The organism is Embleya sp. NBC_00888, assembly GCF_045207655.1.
In the GTDB taxonomy this organism is placed as follows: domain Bacteria; phylum Actinomycetota; class Actinomycetes; order Streptomycetales; family Streptomycetaceae; genus Embleya.
Window position 1 is genome coordinate 4834288 of sequence record NZ_CP108784.1, and the last position, 20945, is coordinate 4855232.

Sequence of the window (20945 nt, forward strand, 5' to 3'; positions counted from 1 at the left end):
TCCACCGGTTCGACGGCTCGGACGGATCGGCCGGATCCCGCCCCGCTGCTCGCCGAGCTGTCCGCGATCGACCGCCGGGTCCCCGAGATCGAGGTGGTCGCGGCGGACGCCCTCGCGAGCGCCCTGGCCGGCGGCGACTGTCGGGTGACCATCGTCGACGCGCGCTTCGTCGGCCACCGGCACGCGCTGCGCCTGGTGATCGCCGACACCCGCTTCCCGGTCGCGCACGTGCCCGGCGTGCTCGCGCTCGAGGGCGAGGCGCGCGCCGAGGCGGCCCGGATCCTGGCCGCGCTCGACCGGCAGCCGGCGAACGTGTGCGTCCCCGACCTGCTGGCCGAACGACTGACCGAGGCCGGCATCGCGCCGCGCGAGGTCCCGCTGGGCGACCTGGTCGCCGAGGTCGCCCACGACGAGGCCGCGCGCACCCGGGCGCTGGCCGCGGTGGCGGCCGTGGACGACGAGCGGATCCGGCTGAACTCGGCGGTCAAGGCCCGGGACGGCTTCTTCACCACGTTCGCGGTGAGCACGTGGTCGCGCTATCTCGCGCGCTGGTGCGCCCGCCGGGGGCTGACCCCCAACCAGGTCACCGTCGCGTCGCTGTTCGTCGCGCTGATGGCGGCGGCCGGTGCCGCGACCGGCACCCGCGCCGGCTACATCGCCGCGGCGCTGGGCCTGTACTTCTCCTTCGTGCTGGACTGCACCGACGGCCAGCTCGCGCGCTACGCGGTGAGCTACTCGCGGATCGGCTCGTGGCTGGACGCCACCTTCGACCGGGCCAAGGAGTACGCGGTCTACGCGGGCCTCGCGCTCGGCGCGTCCCGGCACGACGACGACGTGTGGACCCTCGCGCTGGTCGCGATGGTGGTGATGACCACCCGGCACATCGTCGACTTCGCCTTCAACGAGACCCGACGCGGCATCGGCGGCGGAGACGACGACAGCGCCGACGGCGGCGCGGGCGCCAAGCTCTCCGGCAAGCTGAACTCGGTCGGCTGGACCGTGTGGGCCCGGCGGATGATCATCCTGCCGATCGGCGAGCGCTGGGCGCTGATCGCCGTGCTCACCGCCACCACCACGCCGCGGATCACCTTCGTCGTGCTGATCGTCGGCTGCGTGCTCGCCGCCTGCTACACCTCGCTGGGCCGGATCCTGCGCTCGCTGCCGCGCCGCGCCGCGTTCGTCCCGCAGGTGGGCGAACACCTCGCCGCACTCGCCGACAGTGGTCCGCTCGCCGAACTGGTGGGCCGACTGCGGCTGCGCGTCCCGGCCCCCGCCGCCGCCCTGCTCGGCACCGCCGCGCTGGTCGCGGTGCTGCTCGCGGGCGGCGCGGGCGAGTGGTGGGGCCTGGCCGGCGCCGGCGCCTACGCGCTGTGCGCCGGGATCGCGATCGGCCGACCGCTGGTGCGCCGGCTCGACTGGGTGGTGCCGCCGATCTTCCGGGCCGCCGAGTACGCCGCGATCACCATCCTCGCGGCCCGGGTGGTGCCCACCGCGGTGGCCGCCGCGTTCGGCTTGGTCGCGGCCACGGCCTACCATCACTACGACACGGTGTACCGCCTGCGCGGTGGCTACGGCGCCCCGCCCCGGGCGCTGGTGTGGCTGGTGCTCGGTCACGAGGGGCGGGTGCTCCTGGTGACCTTGCTGGCCGCACTGGGCTCGGGCACCCTGCGCACCGGCCTGATCGCGACGGCCGTCGTGCTCGCGGCGATCGTGCTCACCGAGAGTGTCGTGTTCTGGGTGCGCGGCGCGCGCCCGGACATCGACGACGTGACCCCGGTGGGACCGGCTCCCTCGGCCTCGACGCCGCCGTACCGCCCCCTGGAGGCCGCCGCCGCGGCGGCCTCCGATCGAACTGGAGACCTCTCATGATCGGCCTCGTTCTCGCCGCCGGCGCCGGCCGCCGGCTGCGCCCGCACACGGACACGCTGCCCAAGGCCCTGGTGCCGGTGGGCGCGCCCGGTGCGCCGGACAGCGAACGGTCGATCCTGGAGGTCACCCTCTCCCACTACGCCGCGGTCGGCCTGACCGAGGCCGCGATCGTGGTCGGCTACTGCGGCGACGCGATCCGTGACCGGCAGGGCCTGCTGGAGCGTCGCTACGGCCTGAAGCTGCACATGGTCGACAACGACAAGGCCGAGGAGTGGAACAACGCCTACTCCCTGTGGTGCGCGCGCGACCACCTCGCGGACGGCGTACTGCTGGCCAACGGCGACACGCTGCACCCGGTCTCGGTCCAGGAGACGATGCTGGCCGCGCGCGACACCTCCGGGGCCGACGCCAAGGGCATCATCCTGGCCCTGGACACCGCCAAGCCGCTCGCCGACGAGGAAATGAAGGTCACCCTCGGCGAGGACGGCCGGATGCGCCGGATCACCAAGCTGATGGACCCGGCCGAGGCGGCCGGCGAGTACATCGGCGTCACGCTGATCGAGGGCCACGCGGCGCCCGCGCTGATCGACGCGCTGCGCGCGACCTTCGAGCGCGACCCACAGCTCTACTACGAGGACGGCTACCAGGAACTGGTGAACCGGGGTGGTCGGGTCGACGTGCAGCCGATCAGCGCGTCGGGCACCCGGGTGCCGTGGACCGAGATCGACACCACCGAGGACCTCGTGGTCGCGCGGGAGATCGCGTGCCGGTACTGACCCGTCTGGTCCCCACCCCGCTGACCGTCGACATCCGCGCGGGTGCGGTCGACGACCTCGCGGGCATCCTGGCCGACCGCCGGGTCTCCACGTCGGGCCGGATAGCGGTCGTGGTCAGCGAGGGCTCCGGGGCCCGGCTGCGCGAGCGGTTCGCGCCGCACCTGCCCGGCGCCGAGTGGTACACCGTCGCCGGCGGCACACTGACCGCCGCCGTCGACCTCGCCGACCGCATGCGCGGCGGCGCCTACGACGCGGTGGTCGGTCTGGGCGGCGGCCGGGTCCTGGACGCGACCAAGTACGCCGCCGCGCGGGTGGGCCTGCCCATGGTCGCGGTCGCCACCAACCTCGCCCACGACGGCATCGCGTCGCCGGTGAGCATCCTGGACAACGACGCGGGGCGCGGCTCCTACGGCGTGCCCACGCCGATCGCCCTGGTGGTGGACCTGGATCTGGTCCGCGCCGCGCCGCAGCGCTTCGTTCGCTCCGGCATCGGCGAATCCTTGTCCAACCTGTGCGCGGTGGCCGACTGGGAGCTGTCCCAGCGCGAGACCGGCGAGCCGGTGGACGGCCTCGCGGTCGCGCTGGCCCGCACCTCCGGCGACTCGATCCTGCACCGCCCCGGCGGCATCGAGGACGACGACTTCCTCGTGGCCCTGGCCGAGGGCCTCGTACTCTCCGGCATCGCGATGTCCGTGGCCGGCACCACCCGCCCCTGCAGCGGAGCCTGTCACGAGATCTCGCACGCCATCGACCTGCTCTACGGCGAGCGCGACGGCCACGACGGGCTGCACGGCGAACAGGTCGGCCTGGGCGCCGCGTTCGCCACCCACCTGCGTGGCGACACCGCGCTGACGAAGCTCTTGACGAGCACCCTTGATCGGCACAAGCTGCCGGTCGTGCCGGAGCATCTCGGCCTGACCATCGACGAATTCGTGGCGGCGGTGAGTCACGCGCCCCAGACCCGTCCGGGACGCTTCACCATCCTCGAACATCTCGACCTCGACAATGACGCCATCCGGGATTCGGTGACCGAATATGTCCACACCTACGGCGGCTGAGCTTCGCTCGGTCGTACACCCCGAGGGCCTGCTCGATCGGCGCAGTGGCGAACACTGGGCCGGACGCATCTACATGCGGCAGGTCTCCCTTCAGGTCACCCGACGCATCGTCGGGACCCGGGTGACGCCCAACGGCCTCACCTACATGATGATCCTCGCGGGCATCGCCGCCGGCGCCGCGCTGATCCTGCCCGGGATCGCGGGGCCGCTCGCGGCGCTGCTCCTGGTGCAGCTCTACCTGCTGCTCGACTGCGTCGACGGCGAGGTGGCGCGCTGGCGGCGGCAGACCTCGGTCACCGGCGTCTACCTCGACCGGGTCGGCCACTACCTCTCCGAGGCCGCGCTGCTCTCCGGCGCGGGCCTGCACGCCGCGGGCGTCCTGGACGGCGGCGGCTTCAACGGCTACGCGACGCTGGGCGTGGTCGCCGCGCTGGGCGCGATCCTGATCAAGTCGGAGACCGACCTGGTCGACGGCGCGCGGGCGAAGAGCGGCCTGCCGCCGGTCCAGGACGCCGCCGCCGTGCCGCGCTCCTCGGGCGCCGCGTCGGCGCGCAAGATCGTCGCCTCGCTCAAGTTCCACCGCCTGGTCGGCGCCGTCGAGGCGTCGATCTTCCTGCTCCTGGCGGGTGTGCTCGACCTGGTGGCCGACGACGGCGGCCTGCTGTACAGCAGGATCGCGGTGAGCGCGCTCGCCGCCATCGCGCTCCTGCAGACCGTGCTGCACCTGGTCAGCGTGCTGATGTCGAGCAGGCTCCGGTGACCGCCGAGGCTGCCGAGGGGCAGCGCGCCGGCGAGGCGAAGGCACAGGCGATCGCGCTCGGCGCGGTGGTGTTGACCATGGGCGACCGCCCGGACGAGCTGAACCGGCTGCTGCGCTCGGTGGCCGATCAGCACGGCGAGTCGATGGCGGTGGTCGTGGTGGCCAACGGCGGGCCGCTGCCGGAGTTGCCCGAGGGCGTGGTGGGCATCACCCTGCCGGAGAACGTGGGCATCCCGGCCGGGCGCAACGTGGGCACCGCCGGCCTGCCCGACGACGTCGACGTGGTGCTCTTCCTCGACGACGACGGCCGACTCGCCGGCACCGACGCCGGCCGGCTGCTGCGCGAGGCGTTCGCGGCGAACCCGCGGCTGGGCATCGTCAGCTTCCGGATCGTGGATCCGGAGAGCGGCGAGACCCAGCGCCGGCACGTGCCCCGGATCCGGGTCGGCGACCCGCTGCGCTCGGGCCCGGTGACCACCTTCCTCGGCGGCGCCAGCGCGGTGCGCGCGGCGGTGCTGCGCGAGGTCGGCGGGCTGCCCGACGACTTCTTCTACGCGCACGAGGAGACCGACCTGGCCTGGCGCGCGCTCGACGCCGGCTGGGAGATCGACTACCGCGCGGACATCGTGCTGGAACACCCCAAGACCAGCCCGGCCCGGCACGCGGCGTTCTTTCGGATGAACGCGCGCAACCGCGTCTACCTGGCCCGGCGCAACCTGCCGTGGCCGATCGTGCCCGCCTATCTGGGCACCTGGGTCGTGCTGACCGCCGCCCGCCGGCCGTCCAAGGAGAACGCCCAAGCCTGGCTGGCCGGCTTCCGCGAGGGGTGGAAGACCCCGAGCGGCCCGCGCAAGCCGATGTCCTGGCGCACGGTCTGGCGGATGACCAGGCTCGGCCGTCCGCCGGTCATCTGACAGGCTGGAATCCCCATACCGTTTCGATTTCGACCCGACGCAGACGAAAGTGTCAACGTGGCCAACAGCGCGCAGGCCGACACCCTGAGCCCACAGGGGACGTCGGCGCCCCCCGGTTCCACCGAACCCCTGGCGGACCTCGCCGCCCGCTACAAGCTGACGGTCAGCGGGGCCCGTCCCGGACTGCTCTCCTACACCAGGCAGCTCTGGGCCCGACGCCACTTCATCGTGGCCTTCGCCAACGCCAAGACCCGGGCGACGTACAGCACCGCCAAGCTCGGCCAGGTCTGGCAGGTGCTCACGCCGCTGATGAACGCGGCCGTGTACTACCTGATCTTCGGCTACCTGGTGCAGACCAAGGACGGCATCGACAACTACGTCGCCTTCCTGGTCACCGGCGTCTTCGTGTTCACCTTCACGCAGAGCGCCGTGCTCGCGGGCAGCCGGGCGATCAGCGATCAGCTCAACCTGATCCGCGCGCTGCACTTCCCGCGGGCGTGCCTGCCGATCTCCTTCACGATCGTGCAACTCCAGCAACTGCTGTTCTCGATGGTCGTGCTGTGCGCGATCGTGCTGGGCACCGGCGAGCCGCTCACCCTGAAGTGGCTGCTCGTGCTGCCCGCGCTGATGCTGCAGTTCGTCTTCAACGTCGGCCTGAGCCTGGTCCTGGCCCGGATCGGCGCGGTGTTGGTGGACATCAAGCAGCTTCTGCCGTTCCTGCTGCGCACCTGGCTGTACCTCAGTGGCGTCTTCTACAGCCTGGACTCGTACACCGACAAGGCGCCCGCCTGGGTGGCCCGAGTGCTGGAGGCGAACCCGGGAGCGGTCTACATCGAGGTGATCCGCGACTCGCTCATCGAGAGCCACCAGACGCTCCCGCTGCACGTGTGGGGCTACGCGGTGGGCTGGGCGCTGGTGATGGGCATCGGTGGTTACGTGTACTTCTGGAAGGCGGAAGAGAGGTACGGCCGTGGCTGAGCAGCCCGCGATCATGAGTTGGGCCGAGGCCGGCGCGAATTCCGAGGTCGAGGTGCCCGAGCAGAACGCCCCGCAGCCCGCGCAGCCGCAGGAGGAGATCCCGCCGACCGTCGTGGTCGACGACGTGCACCTGATCTACCGCGTGCACGGTGCCTCCTCGGGCAAGGGCAGCGCCACGTCCGCGCTGTCCCGGCTCGCGCTGCGCAAGAAGGCGGCGGGCATCACCGAGGTGCACGCCGTACGCGGCGTCAGCTTCGTCGCCTACAAGGGCCAGGCGATCGGCCTGATCGGGCGCAACGGTTCGGGCAAGAGCACGCTGCTGAGGTGCATCGCCGGCCTGCTGCCGCCCACCACCGGCAAGATCTACAGCGACGGCCAGCCGTCCCTGCTGGGCGTCAACGCCGCGATGATGAACGACCTCACCGGTGAGCGGAACATCATCCTGGGTTGCCTGGCGATGGGCATGACCCAGCGCGAGGCCGAGGCCAACTACGACCAGATCGCCTCGTTCTCCGGGCTGAACAACTACAACGGCAAGGACTTCACCAAGCTGCCGATGCGGACCTACTCGTCCGGCATGGCGGCCCGCCTGCGCTTTTCCATCGCGGCCGCACGCACACACGACGTGCTGATGATCGACGAGGCGCTGGCCACCGGCGACCGCGAGTTCCAGCTCAAGAGCGAGGCCCGGATCCGCGAGCTGCGCAAGGAGGCCGGCACGGTCTTCCTGGTCAGCCACAGCATGAAGTCGATCCGGGACACCTGCGACCGGGCGATCTGGCTCGACCAGGGCGTGATCAAGATGGACGGTCCGATGGAGGAAGTCGTCAACGCGTACGAGGGCAAGTAGCGGCGACATCGCTCCGACGGTTCCGTCCACCGTTGCGACGGCACGGACGGCGCCAACAGCACCAACAGCACCAACAGCACCACGCGAAGGGGTTTACCGGTGTCCTTGCAGGTCCTGGCGGAGAGTACGGACGACAACCTCGACATCGAGGTCCTGCGGGACGTCAACGGACTCACCGAGCACACCTCATGGGCGCACGGGGGCATGGAGTTCATGGGCGAGTACGGCATGTTCGCCGTACTCGCCGTACTCGGCCTGCTCGCGTGGTGGCGGGCCCGCGCCCGCCCCGACCACATATCGGCCGTGGCGGGCCTGGTGTGGGCTCCGCTGGCGGCCCTGGTCGCGGAGCTGGCCAACGCGCCGCTGCGCGACTGGGTCGATCGACCCCGTCCGTTCCTCAGCCACGAGGGGCTGCACGTGCTGGTCGAGGGCAAGACCGACCCGTCCTTCGCCTCCGACCACGCGCTGACCACGATGGCGCTGGCGGTCGGGATCCTGCTGGTGGACCGGCGACTGGGGATCCTGGCGGTGCTCGCGGCGGTGTTCACCGGCTTCTCCCGGTTGTACGTGGGCGTGCACTACCCGACGGACGTGCTCGCCGGGTTCGCGCTCGGCGCGCTGGTCGCGCTGGTCGGGTCGATGGTCGTGGGGCGGGTCCTGGAACCGGTGATGCGGCAGGTGGAACGCGGCCCGATGCGGGTGCTGGTGACGGACCGAGCACGCCCGGCCGGCTGACGGCGACGCGGCCGAGGGGGCGGACACACGATGGGAACGGATACCGAGGGCGGTCGCGACGCGGGACGTCTGGGCGAGCGGCTGAGCCTGCGCGAACAGGTCGCGCGCGCGGTCCGGGCGGCGCTGGTGGCGGGCCGGATGCAGCCGGGGGTGGTCTACTCCGCGCCGGCCCTGGCCACCCGCTTCGGGGTGTCCGCGACCCCGGTCCGCGAGGCGCTGCTCGACCTGGCCAAGGACGGCCTGGTCGAGCCGGTCCGCAACAAGGGCTTCCGGGTTCGCGCCGTGTCCGCGGCCGACCTGCGGGACATCCACGACCTGCGCGAACTCCTGGAGATACCCACGATCGGGCGGCTCGCCCGGGACGGCATCGCGGAGGCGCTGCCGGCCCTGCGCGCGCTGGTCGACGAACTCGCCGACGCGATCGACCGCGCCGACGTGCTCGACTACGTGGACGCCGACGACCGCTTCCACGCCCACCTGCTCGGCCTGGCCGGCAACGCGCGCCTGGTCCGGATGGTCGGCGAACTGCGGGCCCAGGCCCGGCTGTACGGTCCGCGCCCGATGACCGAGCCGGCCGACCGGAGCCTGATCGCGGCCGAACACCACCGGCTGCTCGACCTGATCGAGGCACGCGATCCGGCCGGCGCCGAAGAGCTGACCCGCCGGCACCTGGAGTGGTCGCGCACACCGAACCCGGACCCGGACCCGGCGCCCGCGCTCGTCGACCCGACGTCCCCCGAACGGCCGTAACCCGGCGCCGCCTCGCTCGTTGTCCCGTCGAGCCGCCGCCGCGTGGCCGGCCGTCACGCGAGGATTCAGAGCATCCGGGAGAACCCACATGTTGGTCCGCACCGTGCTCACGAGTGCCTGCTGCGCCCTCGTCCTGGCCGGGGTCACCGGCTGTCAGGGTGACGACGTGCAACCCCAGGGAGCGCGGGTCGAGGGCGGCGGCGGGGCCGCGAGCGGCCCGTCGGAGGCGGTGCTGGCCGTCCGCAAGGCGGCCGACGTCACCACCGGCGCGAAGAGTTCGCGCACCCGAACCACGATGACCATGCAGAACAACGACCGGGTGGTCAAGCTCACCGGTCAGGGCATGTTCGACTATGTCCGGCACATCGGCACCCTCACCGTGGACGCGCCCAAGGACTCCGGCATCGCCGGTCCGCTCCAGGAGATCCTCACCCCCGAGGCGCTCTACATGAAGAACGGGTCGCCGGGCATCCCGAAGGACAAGTGGGTGCGACTGGCGATCGACGGGCTGGCCGACGGCAACCTGGTCAGCGGCGGCGCGACCGACCCCGGGACGTCCTTCGAGATACTGCGCGGGGTCAACGACGACGTCGTGCTCGTGGGCACCGAGAAGTTGGGCACGGACACCGTGCGGCACTATCGGGGCACGCTGGACATCCGCAAGGCGCACGACCTGACCGCGCCGGAGGTGCGCGGGCCGCTGGCCGCGGCGCTGAAGACCTTCGACGGCGCGCCGATCCCGTTCGACGCCTACCTCGACGACGCGGGTCGGTTGCGCCGGGTCGACGAGTCGTTCGCGTTCGTGATGGGCCCGGAGGTGGGCAAGGCGGCACCGCCGACCGCGAAGGTGCTCTCCTCGGCGGAGTTGTACGACTTCGGGGTCGTGGTCGACGTCAAGCCGCCCGAGGCCAAGGACCTGTACGTCGCGCCGACCCCGCCGGGAACACCCGCCAAGCGCGGCTGAGTCACTCCTGCGGAGTCGTTCCGGGCGGTCCCCATATGACCCAGGCGTGCCATGTCCGCGCCGCGGACCCGCCCCTACGCTGGATGGGCCGAAGCCCGTCCGGGGTGCGCACGAGGAGGTGATGTGGGTGTCACGGTTCTCCGATCGCGGTGTGCACGACCACGTCGTCCTCGACGAGATCGAACTCTACGGCGACCTGATGATCGCGGCGTCGGCGAGCGAGGGTCCGCTGACGCAGGCTCAGATCGACGCCGTGCTCGGGCTGGTCGGCGGCTGGGGGACGGCGACCCACACCCGGGCCGGCCCCCGTCGCCGCGGCCTCAGGAGCGCACCAGGCGTGCGATCGCCTGGGACGCCTCCTTGACCTTTTCGTCCGCTTCCGGTCCGCCCTTTTCCACCGCGTTCGCGACGCAGTGGCCCAGATGTTCCTCCAGCAGACTCAGCGCGAACGACTGGAGCGCCTTGGTCGCCGCGGAGACCTGCGTCAGGATGTCGATGCAGTACTCGTCCTCGGAGACCATCCGCTGCAACCCGCGGATCTGTCCCTCGACCCGGCGCAGTCGCTTGAGGTGCTCGTCCTTGCGCCCGCTGTAGCCGTGCCCGTGCCCCGATGCGCCGTGCGTCGCCGTCGTCTCCGGCGCCTGCGGATCCTGTTCCACCGTCGTCTCCCGTATCTCTGTGGCCGTTCCCCACGTGTCCATGGCCCGATCGGGCGACCGTCCACGTTCCAAATTTACCCCCGGGGGGTATATCCGGCAAGCATTCGATCACGCGCCGACGGCGTCGCCCGCACCCGCCGACCCGATCCGCCGGCGTTCATGCCGAATCGCCGATTCCGGTTCGTGTGATGTGGGCGACATGGATCGAGCGTAGGCCGCTCTGTCCTTCGACGGGTGCCCGGACCCATACTCTGGCCGTGTGACGGGCGCCATGGGCGGCGGAACGGGCGGTTCCGCATGCCCGTTCGTCGCTGTGTGCGCGCGTCTCATTACCGCCGGGTACGGTCGGGGTCCGCGTCGGCTCCCCGGTTTGTGTGCGGCACCGCCGGAGCGCCTAGCATCGACGCCGACCACTTTCATTATCCCGGAGACCTCAAGTGCGATTGCGTCTGACCCCCAGGGAGACGAGCTTCTACGACATGTTCGCCGCAGCGGCGAGCAACCTGGTCACCGCATCCAAGCTCCTCACGGAGTTGCTCGGCGCAGAGGTCTCCGCTCGTCCGGAGATTGCCGAACGGATGCGCGCGGCCGAGCATGCCGGTGACGACACCACGCATGCGATCATGCGCCAGCTCAACGCCTCCTTCATCACGCCGTTCGACCGTGAGGACATCTACGCCCTCGCGTCGCAACTGGACGACGTCATGGACTACATGGAAGAGGCCGTCGACCTGGTCGTGCTGTACCAGCTCGACGAACTCCCCCCGCAGGTCGCGGACCAGATCGAGGTGCTGGTGCGGGCCTCGGAGCTGACCGCCGAGGCGATGCCCCGGCTGCGCACGATGAAGGACCTGACCGAGTACTGGATCGAGATCAACCGGCTCGAGAACCAGGCCGACCAGATCCACCGCAAGCTCTTGGCGCACCTGTTCAGCGGTGCGTACGACGCGCTGACGGTGCTCAAGCTCAAGGGCATCGTCGACGTCCTCGAAGAGGCCGCGGACGGGTTCGAGCACGTGGCGAACACGGTCGAGACGATCGCCGTCAAGGAGTCCTGACCCAGTGGAACTCACTGGTCTGATCATCGTCATCGGCGTCGCGCTCTTCTTCACCTACACCAACGGCTTCCACGACTCGGCCAACGCCATCGCGACCTCGGTGTCCACCCGGGCACTGACTCCGCGCGCGGCCCTGGCCATGGCCGCGGTGATGAACCTCGCGGGTGCCTTCCTCGGCGAAGGCGTCGCCAAGACCGTCAGCGAAGGGCTGATCGCCACCCCCGAAGGTGATCAAGGTCTGATCATCCTGTTCGCGGCGCTGGTCGGCGCGATCTTCTGGAACCTGCTGACCTGGTACTTCGGGCTGCCCTCGTCCTCGTCGCACGCGTTGTTCGGTGGCCTGGTCGGCGCCGCGCTCGCGGGCTCCAGCACCGTCTACTGGAGCGGGGTGATCGACAAAGTCGTCATCCCGATGTTCCTGTCGCCGGTGGTCGGCCTGGTCGCCGGCTACCTGGTGATGGTCGGGATCATCTGGCTGTTCCGTAAGTCCAACCCGCACAAGGCCAAGCGCGGGTTCCGGCTGGCGCAGACCGTCTCGGCCGCCGGCATGGCGCTCGGGCACGGCATCCAGGACGCCCAGAAGACGATGGGCATCGTGGTGATGGCGCTGGTGATCAGCGGTCATCAGCAGGGCGACGGCATTCCGGTGTGGGTCAAGCTCGCCTGCGCCATCACGCTCTCGCTGGGCACCTACGCGGGCGGGTGGCGGATCATGCGCACGCTCGGCCGCAAGATCATCGAGCTGGACCCGCCGCAGGGCTTCGCGGCCGAGACCACGGCCGCCTCGATCCTGTACACCACGGCCTACGTCTTCAAGGCGCCGATCTCCACCACGCACATCATCACCTCGGCGATCATGGGCGTGGGCGCGACCAAGCGGGTCAAGGCGGTGCGCTGGGGCGTCGCCAAGAACATCCTGATCGGCTGGTTCACCACGATGCCGGCCGCCGGCCTGGTCGCGGCCTGCGTGTACTGGATCACCCACCTGATCGTGGGCTGATCCGCGGACCGTGTGCCGCGTACGCGACGCAGGACGTACGGGGTAGCCGGCCCGAAGGCGACATATCGAACGAGAGGGTCCACACCCGTCCCGGTGTGGGCCCTCTCGCATGTCCATCCCGACGCCCGTCGACGCTTCGACCGTCAGCCGAACCGGCCGGCGATGTAGTCCGCCGTGGATTCCTGGGTCGGTGCGGAGAAGATCGTCTCGGTGTCGCCGATCTCCACCAGGCGACCGGGCTGACCCGGGCCGGCGAGGTTGAAGAACGCGGTCTTGTCCGAGACGCGCGCGGCCTGCTGCATGTTGTGGGTCACGATGACGATCGTGTACCGCTCCTTGAGCAGCGCGATCAGGTCCTCGATCGCGAGCGTGGAGATCGGGTCGAGCGCCGAGCACGGCTCGTCCATCAGCAACACCTGCGGCTCGACCGCGATCGCGCGGGCGATGCACAGTCGCTGCTGCTGGCCGCCGGACAGGCCCGCGCCGGGCTTGTTCAGCCGGTCCTTGACCTCGGTCCACAGGTTCGCGCCGCGCAGCGAGCGCTCGACGATCGCGTCCAGGTCGCCCTTGCGCTTGATGCCCGCGAGCTTGAGCCCGGCCGCGACGTTGTCGTAGATCGACATGGTCGGGAAGGGGTTGGGCCGCTGGAACACCATGCCGACCGTGCGGCGCACCGCGACCGGGTCGATCTCGCTGCCGTACAGGTCCTGCCCGTCCAGCGCGACCGAGCCGTCCACGGAGGCACCCGGGATCAGCTCGTGCATGCGGTTGAGGGTGCGGATGAAGGTGGACTTGCCGCAGCCGGAGGGACCGATGAAGGCCGTGACCGAACGCGGCTCCATGGTCATCGAGATGTCCTCGACGGCCTTGTGCGAGCCGTAGTAGGCGTTGAGTCCGGAAACTTCGATGCGCTTGGTCATTCCTGCCTCGGAATCGGTGCGGTTGTCGGTGCCGCGGTCGGCCGGTCGGGTCGTCAGGGACTTCATCGGCCCCCCTTCGGGGCCTTCCAGCGGGCGATCAACCGCGCCGCCAGGTTCAGGATCATGACGATCAGGATCAGCGTCAGCGCGGCGGCCCAGGCCCGCTCCTCGGCGAACTGGTTGCCCGCGTGGTTCTGGTCGAAGACGTACAGCGGCAGCGCCGACTGCCAGCCCGAGAACGGGTCGGTGTTGATCGACTGGGTGAGTCCGACCAGCAGCAGCAGCGGCGCGGTCTCGCCGATGACCCGGGCGATCGAGAGCATGACGCCGGTGACGATGCCGCCGAACGCGGTGGGCAGCACGACCTTGAGCACGGTGCGCCACTTCGGGATGCCCAGCGCCAGGCTGGCCTCGCGCAGTTCGTTCGGGACCAGCTTGAGCATCTCCTCGGCGGAGCGCACCACCGTCGGCAACATCAGGATCATCAGCGCCAGCGACCCGGCGAAGCCGGACGCCTCGAAGCCCAGCATCATGATCCAGAAGGCGTAGATGAACAGACCCGCGACGATCGAGGGCAGCCCGGTCATCACGTCCACGAAGAACGTCACCGTCTTGGCCAGCCGGCCGCGCCCGTACTCGACCAGGTAGATCGCGGTGAGCAGCCCGATCGGGACCGCGATCAGGGTGGCCAGGCCGACCTGCTCCAGGGTGCCGATGATCGCGTGGTAGACGCCGCCGGTGTCGTCCCGGGCGCCCACGCCGCGCATCGAGTGGGACAGGAAGTACGGGGTCAGCTTGTCCCAGCCGCGCTGGATCGTGTAGCCGAGCAGCGAGATCAGGGGCAGTACGGCGAGCACGAACGCGGTGGAGATCAGGCTCGTGGCGAACCGGTCCCGGGCCCGACGGCTGTCCTCGTAGCGCCAGGAGACGGCCGAGAGGGCGACGATGAAGGCCACACCCGCGAGGAAGACCGCGAGGGCCCAGTTGTCCAGGACCAGCTTCAGCACGACCGTCAGCGCCACGCCGCCGCCCGCGATCGCCCACGGCACCGAGCGCGGGAGGGTCCGGCGGGTCAGCGAGGCCGCGCGCGGATCCGGCAGACCACCGGCCTTCTCCACCGCGTCCGAACCGATGCCCGGGCGCTTGTCGCCCGTGTCGAGGACGGTCATGAGTTCGCTCCAGAGAACGCCTTGCGCCGGTTGATGACGACGCGCGCGGCGCCGTTGACGAGCAGCGTCATGACGAACAGGACCAGGCCCGAGGCGATCAACGCACCGCGACCGATGTCGTTGGACTCACCGAACTGGTTCGCGATGTTCGCCGCGATCGTGTTGTTGCCCGGGTCCAGGATGTGCACCGAGACCACGAAGCTGGGGGAGAGCACCATCGCCACCGCGATGGTCTCGCCGACCGCCCGGCCCAGGCCGAGCATCGAGGCGCTGATGATGCCGGGCTTGCCGTAGGGCAGCACCGCGACCCGGATCATCTCCCAACGGGTCGCGCCGAGCGCGAGCGCGGCCTCCTCGTGGGCGCGAGGCACCTGGAGGAAGACCTCCCGGGTGACCGCCGCGATGATCGGCAGGATCATGATCGAGAGCACGATGCCGACGGTGAACAGGGTGCGGGCGGTGACGCCCGCCTGCTCCTTGTCGAACAGCGGGATCCAGCCGAGGTAGTCGGACAGCCACGAGTGCAGGCCGAGCAGCTTGGGGGCCAGGAAGATGTAGCCCCACAGGCCGTAGACCACGCTGGGTACGGCGGCCAGCAGGTCGACGATGTAACCGAGTGTCTGGGCGATCCGCCGGGGAGCGTAGTGCGTGATGAACAGCGCCACCCCCACCGCGACCGGCACCGCGATGACCATCGCGATGGTGGCGCTGACAACCGTGCCGAACACGAGGGTGACGACGCCGAAGGCGGGCTTCGCCGCGTTCGGGTCCCAACCCTGGTCGGTCAGGAAGCTGCCCTGGTTCTTCGACAGCGCGTCCGTCGCCTTGACCACGAGGAATATCGCGATCGCGGCCATGATGGCGAGCAGGCTGATGCCGGCGCCGCGGGCGGCACCGGAGAAGATCCGGTCGCCCGGCCGAACCTTGGTGCGCTTGGCCACGGGGGCCTTGCGCTCGGGTTCCGCCGGTGCGGTGGGGGTGGTGGTGGACATCTCTCTCCGTACGAGTCGGTCGCTCAGCGGGCTCGGACTAGGACAGACCGGCCACGGCGGCGCGGACCTTTTCCGCGATCGTCGTCGGGAGCGGCGCGTAGCCGATGCCCGCGAGGACCTTCTGGCCTTCGGCGCTGGAGGTGTAGTTGAGGAAGGACTTGAGCAGCGGCAGCTTGTCCGCCGGGGTGCCCTTCTCACAGACGATCTCGTAGGTGACCAGGATGATCGGGTAGGCGCCCTCGGCCTTGGTCGCGTAGTCGACGGTCAGCTTCAGGTCGTTGCCCTGACCGGCGATCTTCGCGGCCTCGACGGCCTTGCCCGCGGCCTCGGGGGTGAGCTTGACCGGAGCCGACGCGCCCGTGTTGATCTGCGCGATGCCCAGGCCGGAGTTCTCCGCGAAGGACTGCTCCATGTAGCTGATGCCGCCCTGCGTCTGCTTGACGATCGACGCGACACCCTCGCTGCCCTTGGCGCCCTGGCCGCCCGGGGCCTTCCAGTCCTGCGCGGCGTCGAAGGTCCAGTCGGCGGGGGCCGCGGCCTTGAGGTACTTGGTGAAGTTCTCGGTGGTGCCGGACGCCTCGGACCGGTGCACGGTCTGGATCGGGGTCGACGGCAGCTGCGCGTTCGGGTTCAGCGCCTTGATCTCGGCGGCGTCCCACTTGGTGATCTTGCCGTTGAAGATGCCCGCGATCGTCTTCGCGTCCAGGACCAGGTCCTTGACGCCGGAGACGTTGTACGCCACCGCGATCGGGCCGGTCACCATCGGCAGGTTGATCGCCTGGCCGGGAGCGCACGCGGCGCCGGCCTTGGCGACCTCTTCCGGCTTGAGCGCCGAGTCGGAGCCGGCGAAGGTGACCTGCTTGTCGAAGAACGACTGGCGGCCGGCGCCCGAGCCCGAGCCCGCGTAGTCGATCGAGGCGCCCGAGCACTTGGCCTGGTAGGCCTTGATCCACTCGTCCAGCGCGTTCTTCTGGGCGCTGGAGCCGGCGCCGGCGATCTTGCCCGTACCGCAGTCACCCTTGGGCGCCTCGGCGCCGGGGGCGGAGGCCGCCTTCGTCGACGACTTGTTGTCGTCCCCCGAGCTGTTGTCGTCGGAGCCGCACGCGGCCAGCGTGAGCGCGCCGGCGAGTGCCAGGCCGGTGAAGCCGATACCGCGACGGACACTGCGGGGCCGAATGGTCACGGCGCTCCCTTTCGATCGAACTCGACTCGTGGTGCGACGACCCGAACGGTCGCCGTCATCCATGAAGTTAGGCCGTGAGAATGAAGCGATCCGCCGCGCAAAGTGAACCGAGGGTGAACTTGAACGGTCGAGTCAGATAAGCCGACCGCTGGATGAATTGTCCGCTCATGTAGCCATTTACTGCCCGCGAACTGGGCCTTTGTCGCGCACGGCGAATCTCGTTCACCCGCTGTTCAGATGCCCGCCGGGTGACGTTCCGTGAACCGTGATCACGACTTGACCGAATGCTCAGCTCCCCGTCGGGTAGGGGGCGTACCGGCCCATGGCCACCACACGGCCCGCCCACGCGTGCAGCACGGCGAACTCCCCGGGCAGCAGGGGCTCGGCGGCCAGCCGGGTGGCGGTCATCCCGGGAGCGGCGCCGGGCAGGTCCGGAACGGGCGCGCACAGCAGTGTGGGCCGGCCGCCGCGCAGCGCGTCGGCCACCGAGCACGCGGTCGAGCGCACCCGCGCGCCCACCGCCGCGACATACGGCGCCACCGTCGCCACCGCGGCCGGCGTCGTGGCGCCGTACACCTCGACCGGACCGAACGCGGCGAGCATCGGCACCAGGTCCCGCGCGTACGCCGGTCCCGCGCGCAACACCAGCACCGGGACCGTCGCGGGCGGCGGTCCGGAGCGAAACGCGTCGGTCAGCGACGCGGTGTAGTCCGGGGTCCCGGACAGCTTCGCGGCCTCCTCCGGCGGGCCCCACCACATCCGGTCCACCTCCGGATTGGCGGCGAACTCGCCGGCGACCGCCTCGGCGACCCAGTAGCGGTTGATCTTGAGGCGATCGCGCGAGTGCATCGGATAGCTGAGCACGCCCAACTCGCGTCCCAGGATCGCCCGATAACCGGTCTCCTCGGCGATCTCGCGCACGGCGGCCACCACCGCGGGCTCGCCGGACTCCAGCTTGCCCTTCGGGAAGGACCAGTCGTCGTAGCGCGGCCGATGCACCAACCCGACCTCCACGCCGTCCCCGGCCCGGCGCCACAACACGCCGCCCGCGGCGAGCACCGGGTCGCGCTCGGTGTGCGCGAGCAGAGCGGGGTCATCCATCGAGCCACGCCCGCACGTCCGGCGTGCAGGCCTTGGGCCACACGTGCGTGAACGCGTACCGCCGAGCGGTGGCGACCTGCCGCTCGTGCGCGTACAACTCGCCCAACACGAAGGCGGCCGGCCCGCCGACCCGGGGCCCGGCGGCGAGCTCCGCCACCGCGTCGGCGGCGATGGTCGCGTCCTGGTGCACGCCGAGCACCTCGGTCACCGCCTTGAGCCGCCGGGCCAGTCGGGCCGCCGGCGGCCCGAACGCGGGTACGCACATGTCGGCGGCGTAGCGGGCCCGCTTGGCCAGGATCCGCACCCGGTGCCAGGCCTCGTCGTCGGTGCCCGCGTACGGGGTGAACCCGGCGTGGTCCGGCGGATAGGGCACGCCGGCCGCCTCCAGCGGCAGCGCCCCGGCGGCGCGGTCGAGCCGGCGCAGCGTGCGGGCGACCAGTTTGGGCACGACCTCGGCGCCCGGTGCCGCGGCCCGCTCGGTGAAGGTCAGGCCCAGGGCCGGTTCGACCAGGTCCGCGGACAGCGTGGTGAACACTCCCGAGCCGAGCGCGTCCAGCGCGCGGGCCCGGCCGGCGCCCTGATCGCCGCGCAGCCGGCGGGTGAGGACGGCCCGGGCCCTGGCCGTGCCGGGCCGCTCGGGCAGCGCGTCCAGGTCGGCCGACAGGCGTTCGAGGAGCACCTCCGCGTCGCGCTCGCCCGCCAGCGCGTCCGCGGCGTCGCGCAGCCGGGTGCGCAGCAGCGCGGCCGGCTCCGGCTCCAGGAGCGGTCCGCACGTGGCCAGCGCGCTGCGGATGCGCCGGGCGGCCACCCGCGCGTTGTGCGCGGCCTCCTCCTCGCCCGCGCTCAACCGGGGCAACTCGTCGATGAACGCCCCGGCCTCCCCGACCAGGTGCGCGAGCAGGATCGCGCCGGCCGAGGTGTCCTCGGCCGCCGCGCGCTGCCGAGGGATGGTCGTTGCCTGCTTACTCCGGGCCACGTCTGCGCCTCCGGGTCTCGATGAGGTGCTCCTGCACGTCACGAAGCCGGGTCCCGTCGGCGGCGGTCGCGTGCCGGGTCCAGACGCCGTCCCGGTCCAGGTGCCAGGACGCGGTCTTCGGGCTCATCCCCAGGTCCATGAAGGACGTCATCTCGTCGCGGTGTCGATCGCCGCGCAACCGCACCGCGGCCTCGACCCTGCGGTCCAGGTTGCGGTGCATCAGGTCGGCACTGCCGATCCACACCTCCGGTTCGCCGCCGCCGGCGAACACCCATACCCTCGAGTGTTCCAAAAATCGCCCGAGAATACTGCGCACCCGGATGGTCTCGGACAGTCCGGGAACGCCCGGGCGCAACGCGCAGATGCCGCGGATCCACAAATCGACCGGGACGCCGGCCTGCGAGGCGCGGTACAGCGCGTCGATCACCAGTTCGTCGACCAGCGAGTTCGACTTGAGCCGGACGTACGCCGGCAGCCCCTGCTCGTGGTTGTCCACCTCGCGCTCGATCCGCTCGACCAGCCCGTTGCGCAGCGAGTGCGGGGCGACCAGCAACCGCCGAAACGATTGCGCGCGCGAGTAGCCGGAGAGCCGGTTGAACAGGTTCGACATGTCCTCGCCGACCTGCGGGTCGGCGGTCAGCAGGCCCAGGTCCTCGTACAGTCGGGCCGTCTTGGGGTTGTAGTTGCCGGTCCCGATGTGGCAGTAGCGGCGCAGCGTGTCGCCCTCCTGGCGGACCACCAGGCTCAGTTTGGAGTGCGTCTTGAGCCCCACCACGCCGTGCACGACATGGCAGCCGGCCTGCTCCAGCTTGCGCGCCCAGGTGATGTTGGCGTGCTCGTCGAAGCGGGCCTTGAGCTCGACCAGGACCAGCACCTGCTTGCCGGACTCGGCCGCGTCCACCAGGGCGTCCACGATCGGCGAGTCGCCGGAGGTGCGGTACAACGTCTGCTTGATCGCCAGCACGTGCGGGTCGGCCGCGGCCTGCTCGAGGAAGGCCTGCACCGAGGTCGCGAACGAGTCGTAGGGGTGGTGCACCAGGATGTCGCGCTTGCGCATCGCGGCGAACACGTCGGCGGCCTGCGCGGTCTCCACCTCGGCCAGGTCGCGGTGGGTGCCGGCGACGTAACGGCCGAACTTGAGCTCGGGTCGGTCCAGGTCGGCGATCGCGTGCAGCCCGGTCAGGTCGAGCGGACCGGGCAGCGGGTAGACCTCCTTCTCGCCCACGCCCAGCTCGCGTACCAGCAGGTCGAGCACGTGCGGGTCGATGTTCTCCTCGACCTCGAGTCGGACCGGGGGCCCGAACCGGCGGCGCATCAACTCCCGCTCGAGCGCCTGGAGCAGGTTCTCCGCGTCGTCCTCCTCGACCTCCAGATCCTCGTTGCGGGTGACCCGGAACGCGTGGTGGCCCAGCACGTCCATGCCCGGGAACAGGTCGCCGAGGAATTCGGCGATCACCTCCTCGAGCGGCACGAAGCGGGCCGGCGAGGTCTCCACGAAGCGCGGCAGCAGCGGCGGCACCTTGACCCGGGCGAAGTGCTCGTTGCCCGAGCGCGGGTTGCGCACGATCACGGCCAGGTTCAGCGACAGGCCGGAGATGTACGGGAACGGGTGCGCCGGGTCCACGGCCAGGGGGGTCAGGACCGGGAAGACCCGCTCGCGAAAGAGCGCGTACAACGACTGCCGCTCGCCGTCGGTCAGGTCGTCGAAGTGCAGCAACTGGATGTCGGCCTCGCCGAGCGCGGGCAGCACGTCGTGGTGGAAGCACGTGGAGTGCCGGGCCATCAGCGCACGGCTGCGCGACCAGATGTTCTCCAGCACCTCGCGCGGCTGGAGCCCGCTGGCCGCGCGCACCGCCAGGCCGGTGGCGATCCGGCGCTTGAGGCCGGCCACCCGGACCATGAAGAACTCGTCGAGGTTGGAGGCGAAGATGGCCAGATATCGCGCCCGCTCCAGCAGCGGCGTGCTCGGGTCCTCGGCCAGTTCGAGCACCCGCTCGTTGAACGCCAGCCAACTGCCCTCGCGGTCCAGGAACCGGTCCGGCGGCAGATCGACCTCCACGCGCGGCGCCGCCGCGGTGACCGTGGCCGTGGCGCCTGCCTTCGCCGAGGGCACGGCCACGGTCAGGTGTCGGGAGGATCGCGCGGCGGGAGTTTCGGCGTTCATCAGACCATTGTCTTTTCGCGACGGTCTATGTGCACCTGTGCGACCCCGACCCGAAACAGATGTTCGCCA

At 70.8% G+C, this 20945-nt stretch carries 20 protein-coding genes; 12 read left to right on the forward strand and 8 right to left on the reverse strand.

The window, feature by feature from the left end:
• The first annotated feature begins 93 nt into the window (after window positions 1-93).
• From OG948_RS20380 to OG948_RS20425, 10 genes are all read left to right on the forward strand, one after another.
• Window positions 94-1869: a DUF5941 domain-containing protein gene (locus OG948_RS20380; protein WP_406297895.1), complete on the forward strand. Its 1776-nt coding sequence runs from the start codon at window positions 94-96 to the stop codon at window positions 1867-1869.
• Complete coding sequence (locus tag OG948_RS20385) at window positions 1866-2645, forward strand: NTP transferase domain-containing protein (RefSeq protein ID WP_406297896.1); 780 nt, start codon at window positions 1866-1868, stop codon at window positions 2643-2645. Before OG948_RS20380 ends, OG948_RS20385 begins: the two co-directional genes overlap by 4 nt.
• The gene (locus tag OG948_RS20390; protein WP_406297897.1) at window positions 2633-3703 is read left to right on the forward strand and encodes an iron-containing alcohol dehydrogenase family protein; all 1071 of its coding nucleotides are present in this window, start codon (window positions 2633-2635) and stop codon (window positions 3701-3703) included. The genes OG948_RS20385 and OG948_RS20390 overlap by 13 nt, the downstream gene beginning before the upstream one ends.
• Window positions 3681-4463 (forward strand): CDP-alcohol phosphatidyltransferase family protein, encoded by a 783-nt coding sequence (locus tag OG948_RS20395; protein ID WP_406297898.1) that lies wholly within the window; start codon window positions 3681-3683, stop codon window positions 4461-4463. Before OG948_RS20390 ends, OG948_RS20395 begins: the two co-directional genes overlap by 23 nt.
• A 77-nt stretch (window positions 4464-4540) precedes the next feature.
• Window positions 4541-5377 (forward strand): glycosyltransferase family 2 protein, encoded by an 837-nt coding sequence (locus OG948_RS20400; RefSeq protein ID WP_406300306.1) that lies wholly within the window; start codon window positions 4541-4543, stop codon window positions 5375-5377.
• A 57-nt stretch (window positions 5378-5434) separates the two neighbouring features.
• On the forward strand, window positions 5435-6355 hold the full coding sequence (locus OG948_RS20405) for an ABC transporter permease (protein ID WP_406297899.1): 921 nt from the start codon (window positions 5435-5437) through the stop codon (window positions 6353-6355).
• Between the two features lie 13 nt (window positions 6356-6368).
• The gene (locus tag OG948_RS20410; protein ID WP_395864721.1) at window positions 6369-7205 is read left to right on the forward strand and encodes an ABC transporter ATP-binding protein; all 837 of its coding nucleotides are present in this window, start codon (window positions 6369-6371) and stop codon (window positions 7203-7205) included.
• A 99-nt stretch (window positions 7206-7304) separates the two neighbouring features.
• Window positions 7305-7940, forward strand: a complete 636-nt coding sequence (locus OG948_RS20415) for a phosphatase PAP2 family protein (RefSeq protein WP_406297900.1) — start codon at window positions 7305-7307, stop codon at window positions 7938-7940.
• 30 nt (window positions 7941-7970) lie between these two features.
• The gene (locus OG948_RS20420) at window positions 7971-8690 is read left to right on the forward strand and encodes a GntR family transcriptional regulator (RefSeq protein ID WP_406297901.1); all 720 of its coding nucleotides are present in this window, start codon (window positions 7971-7973) and stop codon (window positions 8688-8690) included.
• Window positions 8691-8778: 88 nt separating this feature from the next.
• Window positions 8779-9654 carry a hypothetical protein gene (locus tag OG948_RS20425; protein WP_406297902.1) on the forward strand — a complete coding sequence of 292 codons (876 nt, stop codon included), beginning with the start codon at window positions 8779-8781 and terminating at the stop codon, window positions 9652-9654.
• A gap of 320 nt (window positions 9655-9974) precedes the next feature.
• Here OG948_RS20425 and OG948_RS20430 read toward each other — a convergent pair whose 3' ends face one another.
• Entirely contained in the window at window positions 9975-10355 is a 381-nt protein-coding gene (locus tag OG948_RS20430; protein WP_406297903.1) for a metal-sensitive transcriptional regulator, read from the reverse strand.
• Between the two features lie 395 nt (window positions 10356-10750).
• Here OG948_RS20430 and OG948_RS20435 point away from each other — a divergent pair, with 395 nt between their 5' ends.
• Window positions 10751-11371, forward strand: coding sequence for a DUF47 domain-containing protein (locus tag OG948_RS20435; protein ID WP_020552276.1), 621 nt, complete (start codon window positions 10751-10753; stop codon window positions 11369-11371).
• A gap of 4 nt (window positions 11372-11375) precedes the next feature.
• Window positions 11376-12371, forward strand: a complete 996-nt coding sequence (locus tag OG948_RS20440; RefSeq protein WP_406297904.1) for an anion permease — start codon at window positions 11376-11378, stop codon at window positions 12369-12371.
• 143 nt (window positions 12372-12514) lie between these two features.
• On the opposite strand, the gene pstB is transcribed toward OG948_RS20440, so the two are convergent.
• From pstB to OG948_RS20475, 7 genes are all read right to left on the reverse strand, one after another.
• Entirely contained in the window at window positions 12515-13291 is a 777-nt protein-coding gene (gene pstB, locus OG948_RS20445; RefSeq protein WP_395864719.1) for a phosphate ABC transporter ATP-binding protein PstB, read from the reverse strand.
• A 62-nt stretch (window positions 13292-13353) separates the two neighbouring features.
• Window positions 13354-14460: a phosphate ABC transporter permease PstA gene (gene pstA, locus OG948_RS20450; protein WP_406297905.1), complete on the reverse strand. Its 1107-nt coding sequence runs from the start codon at window positions 14458-14460 to the stop codon at window positions 13354-13356.
• On the reverse strand, window positions 14457-15452 hold the full coding sequence (pstC, locus tag OG948_RS20455) for a phosphate ABC transporter permease subunit PstC (RefSeq protein ID WP_406297906.1): 996 nt from the start codon (window positions 15450-15452) through the stop codon (window positions 14457-14459). The genes pstA and pstC overlap by 4 nt, the downstream gene beginning before the upstream one ends.
• A gap of 37 nt (window positions 15453-15489) precedes the next feature.
• On the reverse strand, window positions 15490-16635 hold the full coding sequence (gene pstS, locus OG948_RS20460; RefSeq protein WP_406297908.1) for a phosphate ABC transporter substrate-binding protein PstS: 1146 nt from the start codon (window positions 16633-16635) through the stop codon (window positions 15490-15492).
• Window positions 16636-16923: 288 nt separating this feature from the next.
• The gene (locus OG948_RS20465; protein ID WP_406297909.1) at window positions 16924-17736 is read right to left on the reverse strand and encodes an NUDIX hydrolase; all 813 of its coding nucleotides are present in this window, start codon (window positions 17734-17736) and stop codon (window positions 16924-16926) included.
• Window positions 17729-18712, reverse strand: a complete 984-nt coding sequence (locus tag OG948_RS20470) for a CHAD domain-containing protein (protein WP_406297910.1) — start codon at window positions 18710-18712, stop codon at window positions 17729-17731. The genes OG948_RS20465 and OG948_RS20470 overlap by 8 nt, the downstream gene beginning before the upstream one ends.
• On the reverse strand, window positions 18699-20876 hold the full coding sequence (locus OG948_RS20475) for an RNA degradosome polyphosphate kinase (RefSeq protein WP_406297911.1): 2178 nt from the start codon (window positions 20874-20876) through the stop codon (window positions 18699-18701). Before OG948_RS20475 ends, OG948_RS20470 begins: the two co-directional genes overlap by 14 nt.
• Window positions 20877-20945: the final 69 nt, after the last annotated feature.

Bases quoted from the DNA above. Each gene is read 5' to 3' on its own strand.
- OG948_RS20385 (WP_406297896.1), top strand. From the start codon at position 1,866: ATGATCGGCCTCGTTCTCGCCGCCGGCGCCGGCCGCCGGCTGCGCCCG.
- OG948_RS20395 (WP_406297898.1), top strand. From the start codon at position 3,681: ATGTCCACACCTACGGCGGCTGAGCTTCGCTCGGTCGTACACCCCGAG.
- OG948_RS20400 (WP_406300306.1), top strand. From the start codon at position 4,541: ATGGGCGACCGCCCGGACGAGCTGAACCGGCTGCTGCGCTCGGTGGCC.
- OG948_RS20410 (WP_395864721.1), top strand. From the start codon at position 6,369: ATGAGTTGGGCCGAGGCCGGCGCGAATTCCGAGGTCGAGGTGCCCGAG.
- OG948_RS20420 (WP_406297901.1), top strand. From the start codon at position 7,971: ATGGGAACGGATACCGAGGGCGGTCGCGACGCGGGACGTCTGGGCGAG.
- OG948_RS20425 (WP_406297902.1), top strand. From the start codon at position 8,779: ATGTTGGTCCGCACCGTGCTCACGAGTGCCTGCTGCGCCCTCGTCCTG.
- OG948_RS20430 (WP_406297903.1), bottom strand. From the start codon at position 10,355: ATGGACACGTGGGGAACGGCCACAGAGATACGGGAGACGACGGTGGAA.
- pstB (WP_395864719.1), bottom strand. From the start codon at position 13,291: ATGACCAAGCGCATCGAAGTTTCCGGACTCAACGCCTACTACGGCTCG.
- pstA (WP_406297905.1), bottom strand. From the start codon at position 14,460: ATGACCGTCCTCGACACGGGCGACAAGCGCCCGGGCATCGGTTCGGAC.
- pstC (WP_406297906.1), bottom strand. From the start codon at position 15,452: ATGTCCACCACCACCCCCACCGCACCGGCGGAACCCGAGCGCAAGGCC.
- OG948_RS20465 (WP_406297909.1), bottom strand. From the start codon at position 17,736: ATGGATGACCCCGCTCTGCTCGCGCACACCGAGCGCGACCCGGTGCTC.
- OG948_RS20475 (WP_406297911.1), bottom strand. From the start codon at position 20,876: ATGAACGCCGAAACTCCCGCCGCGCGATCCTCCCGACACCTGACCGTG.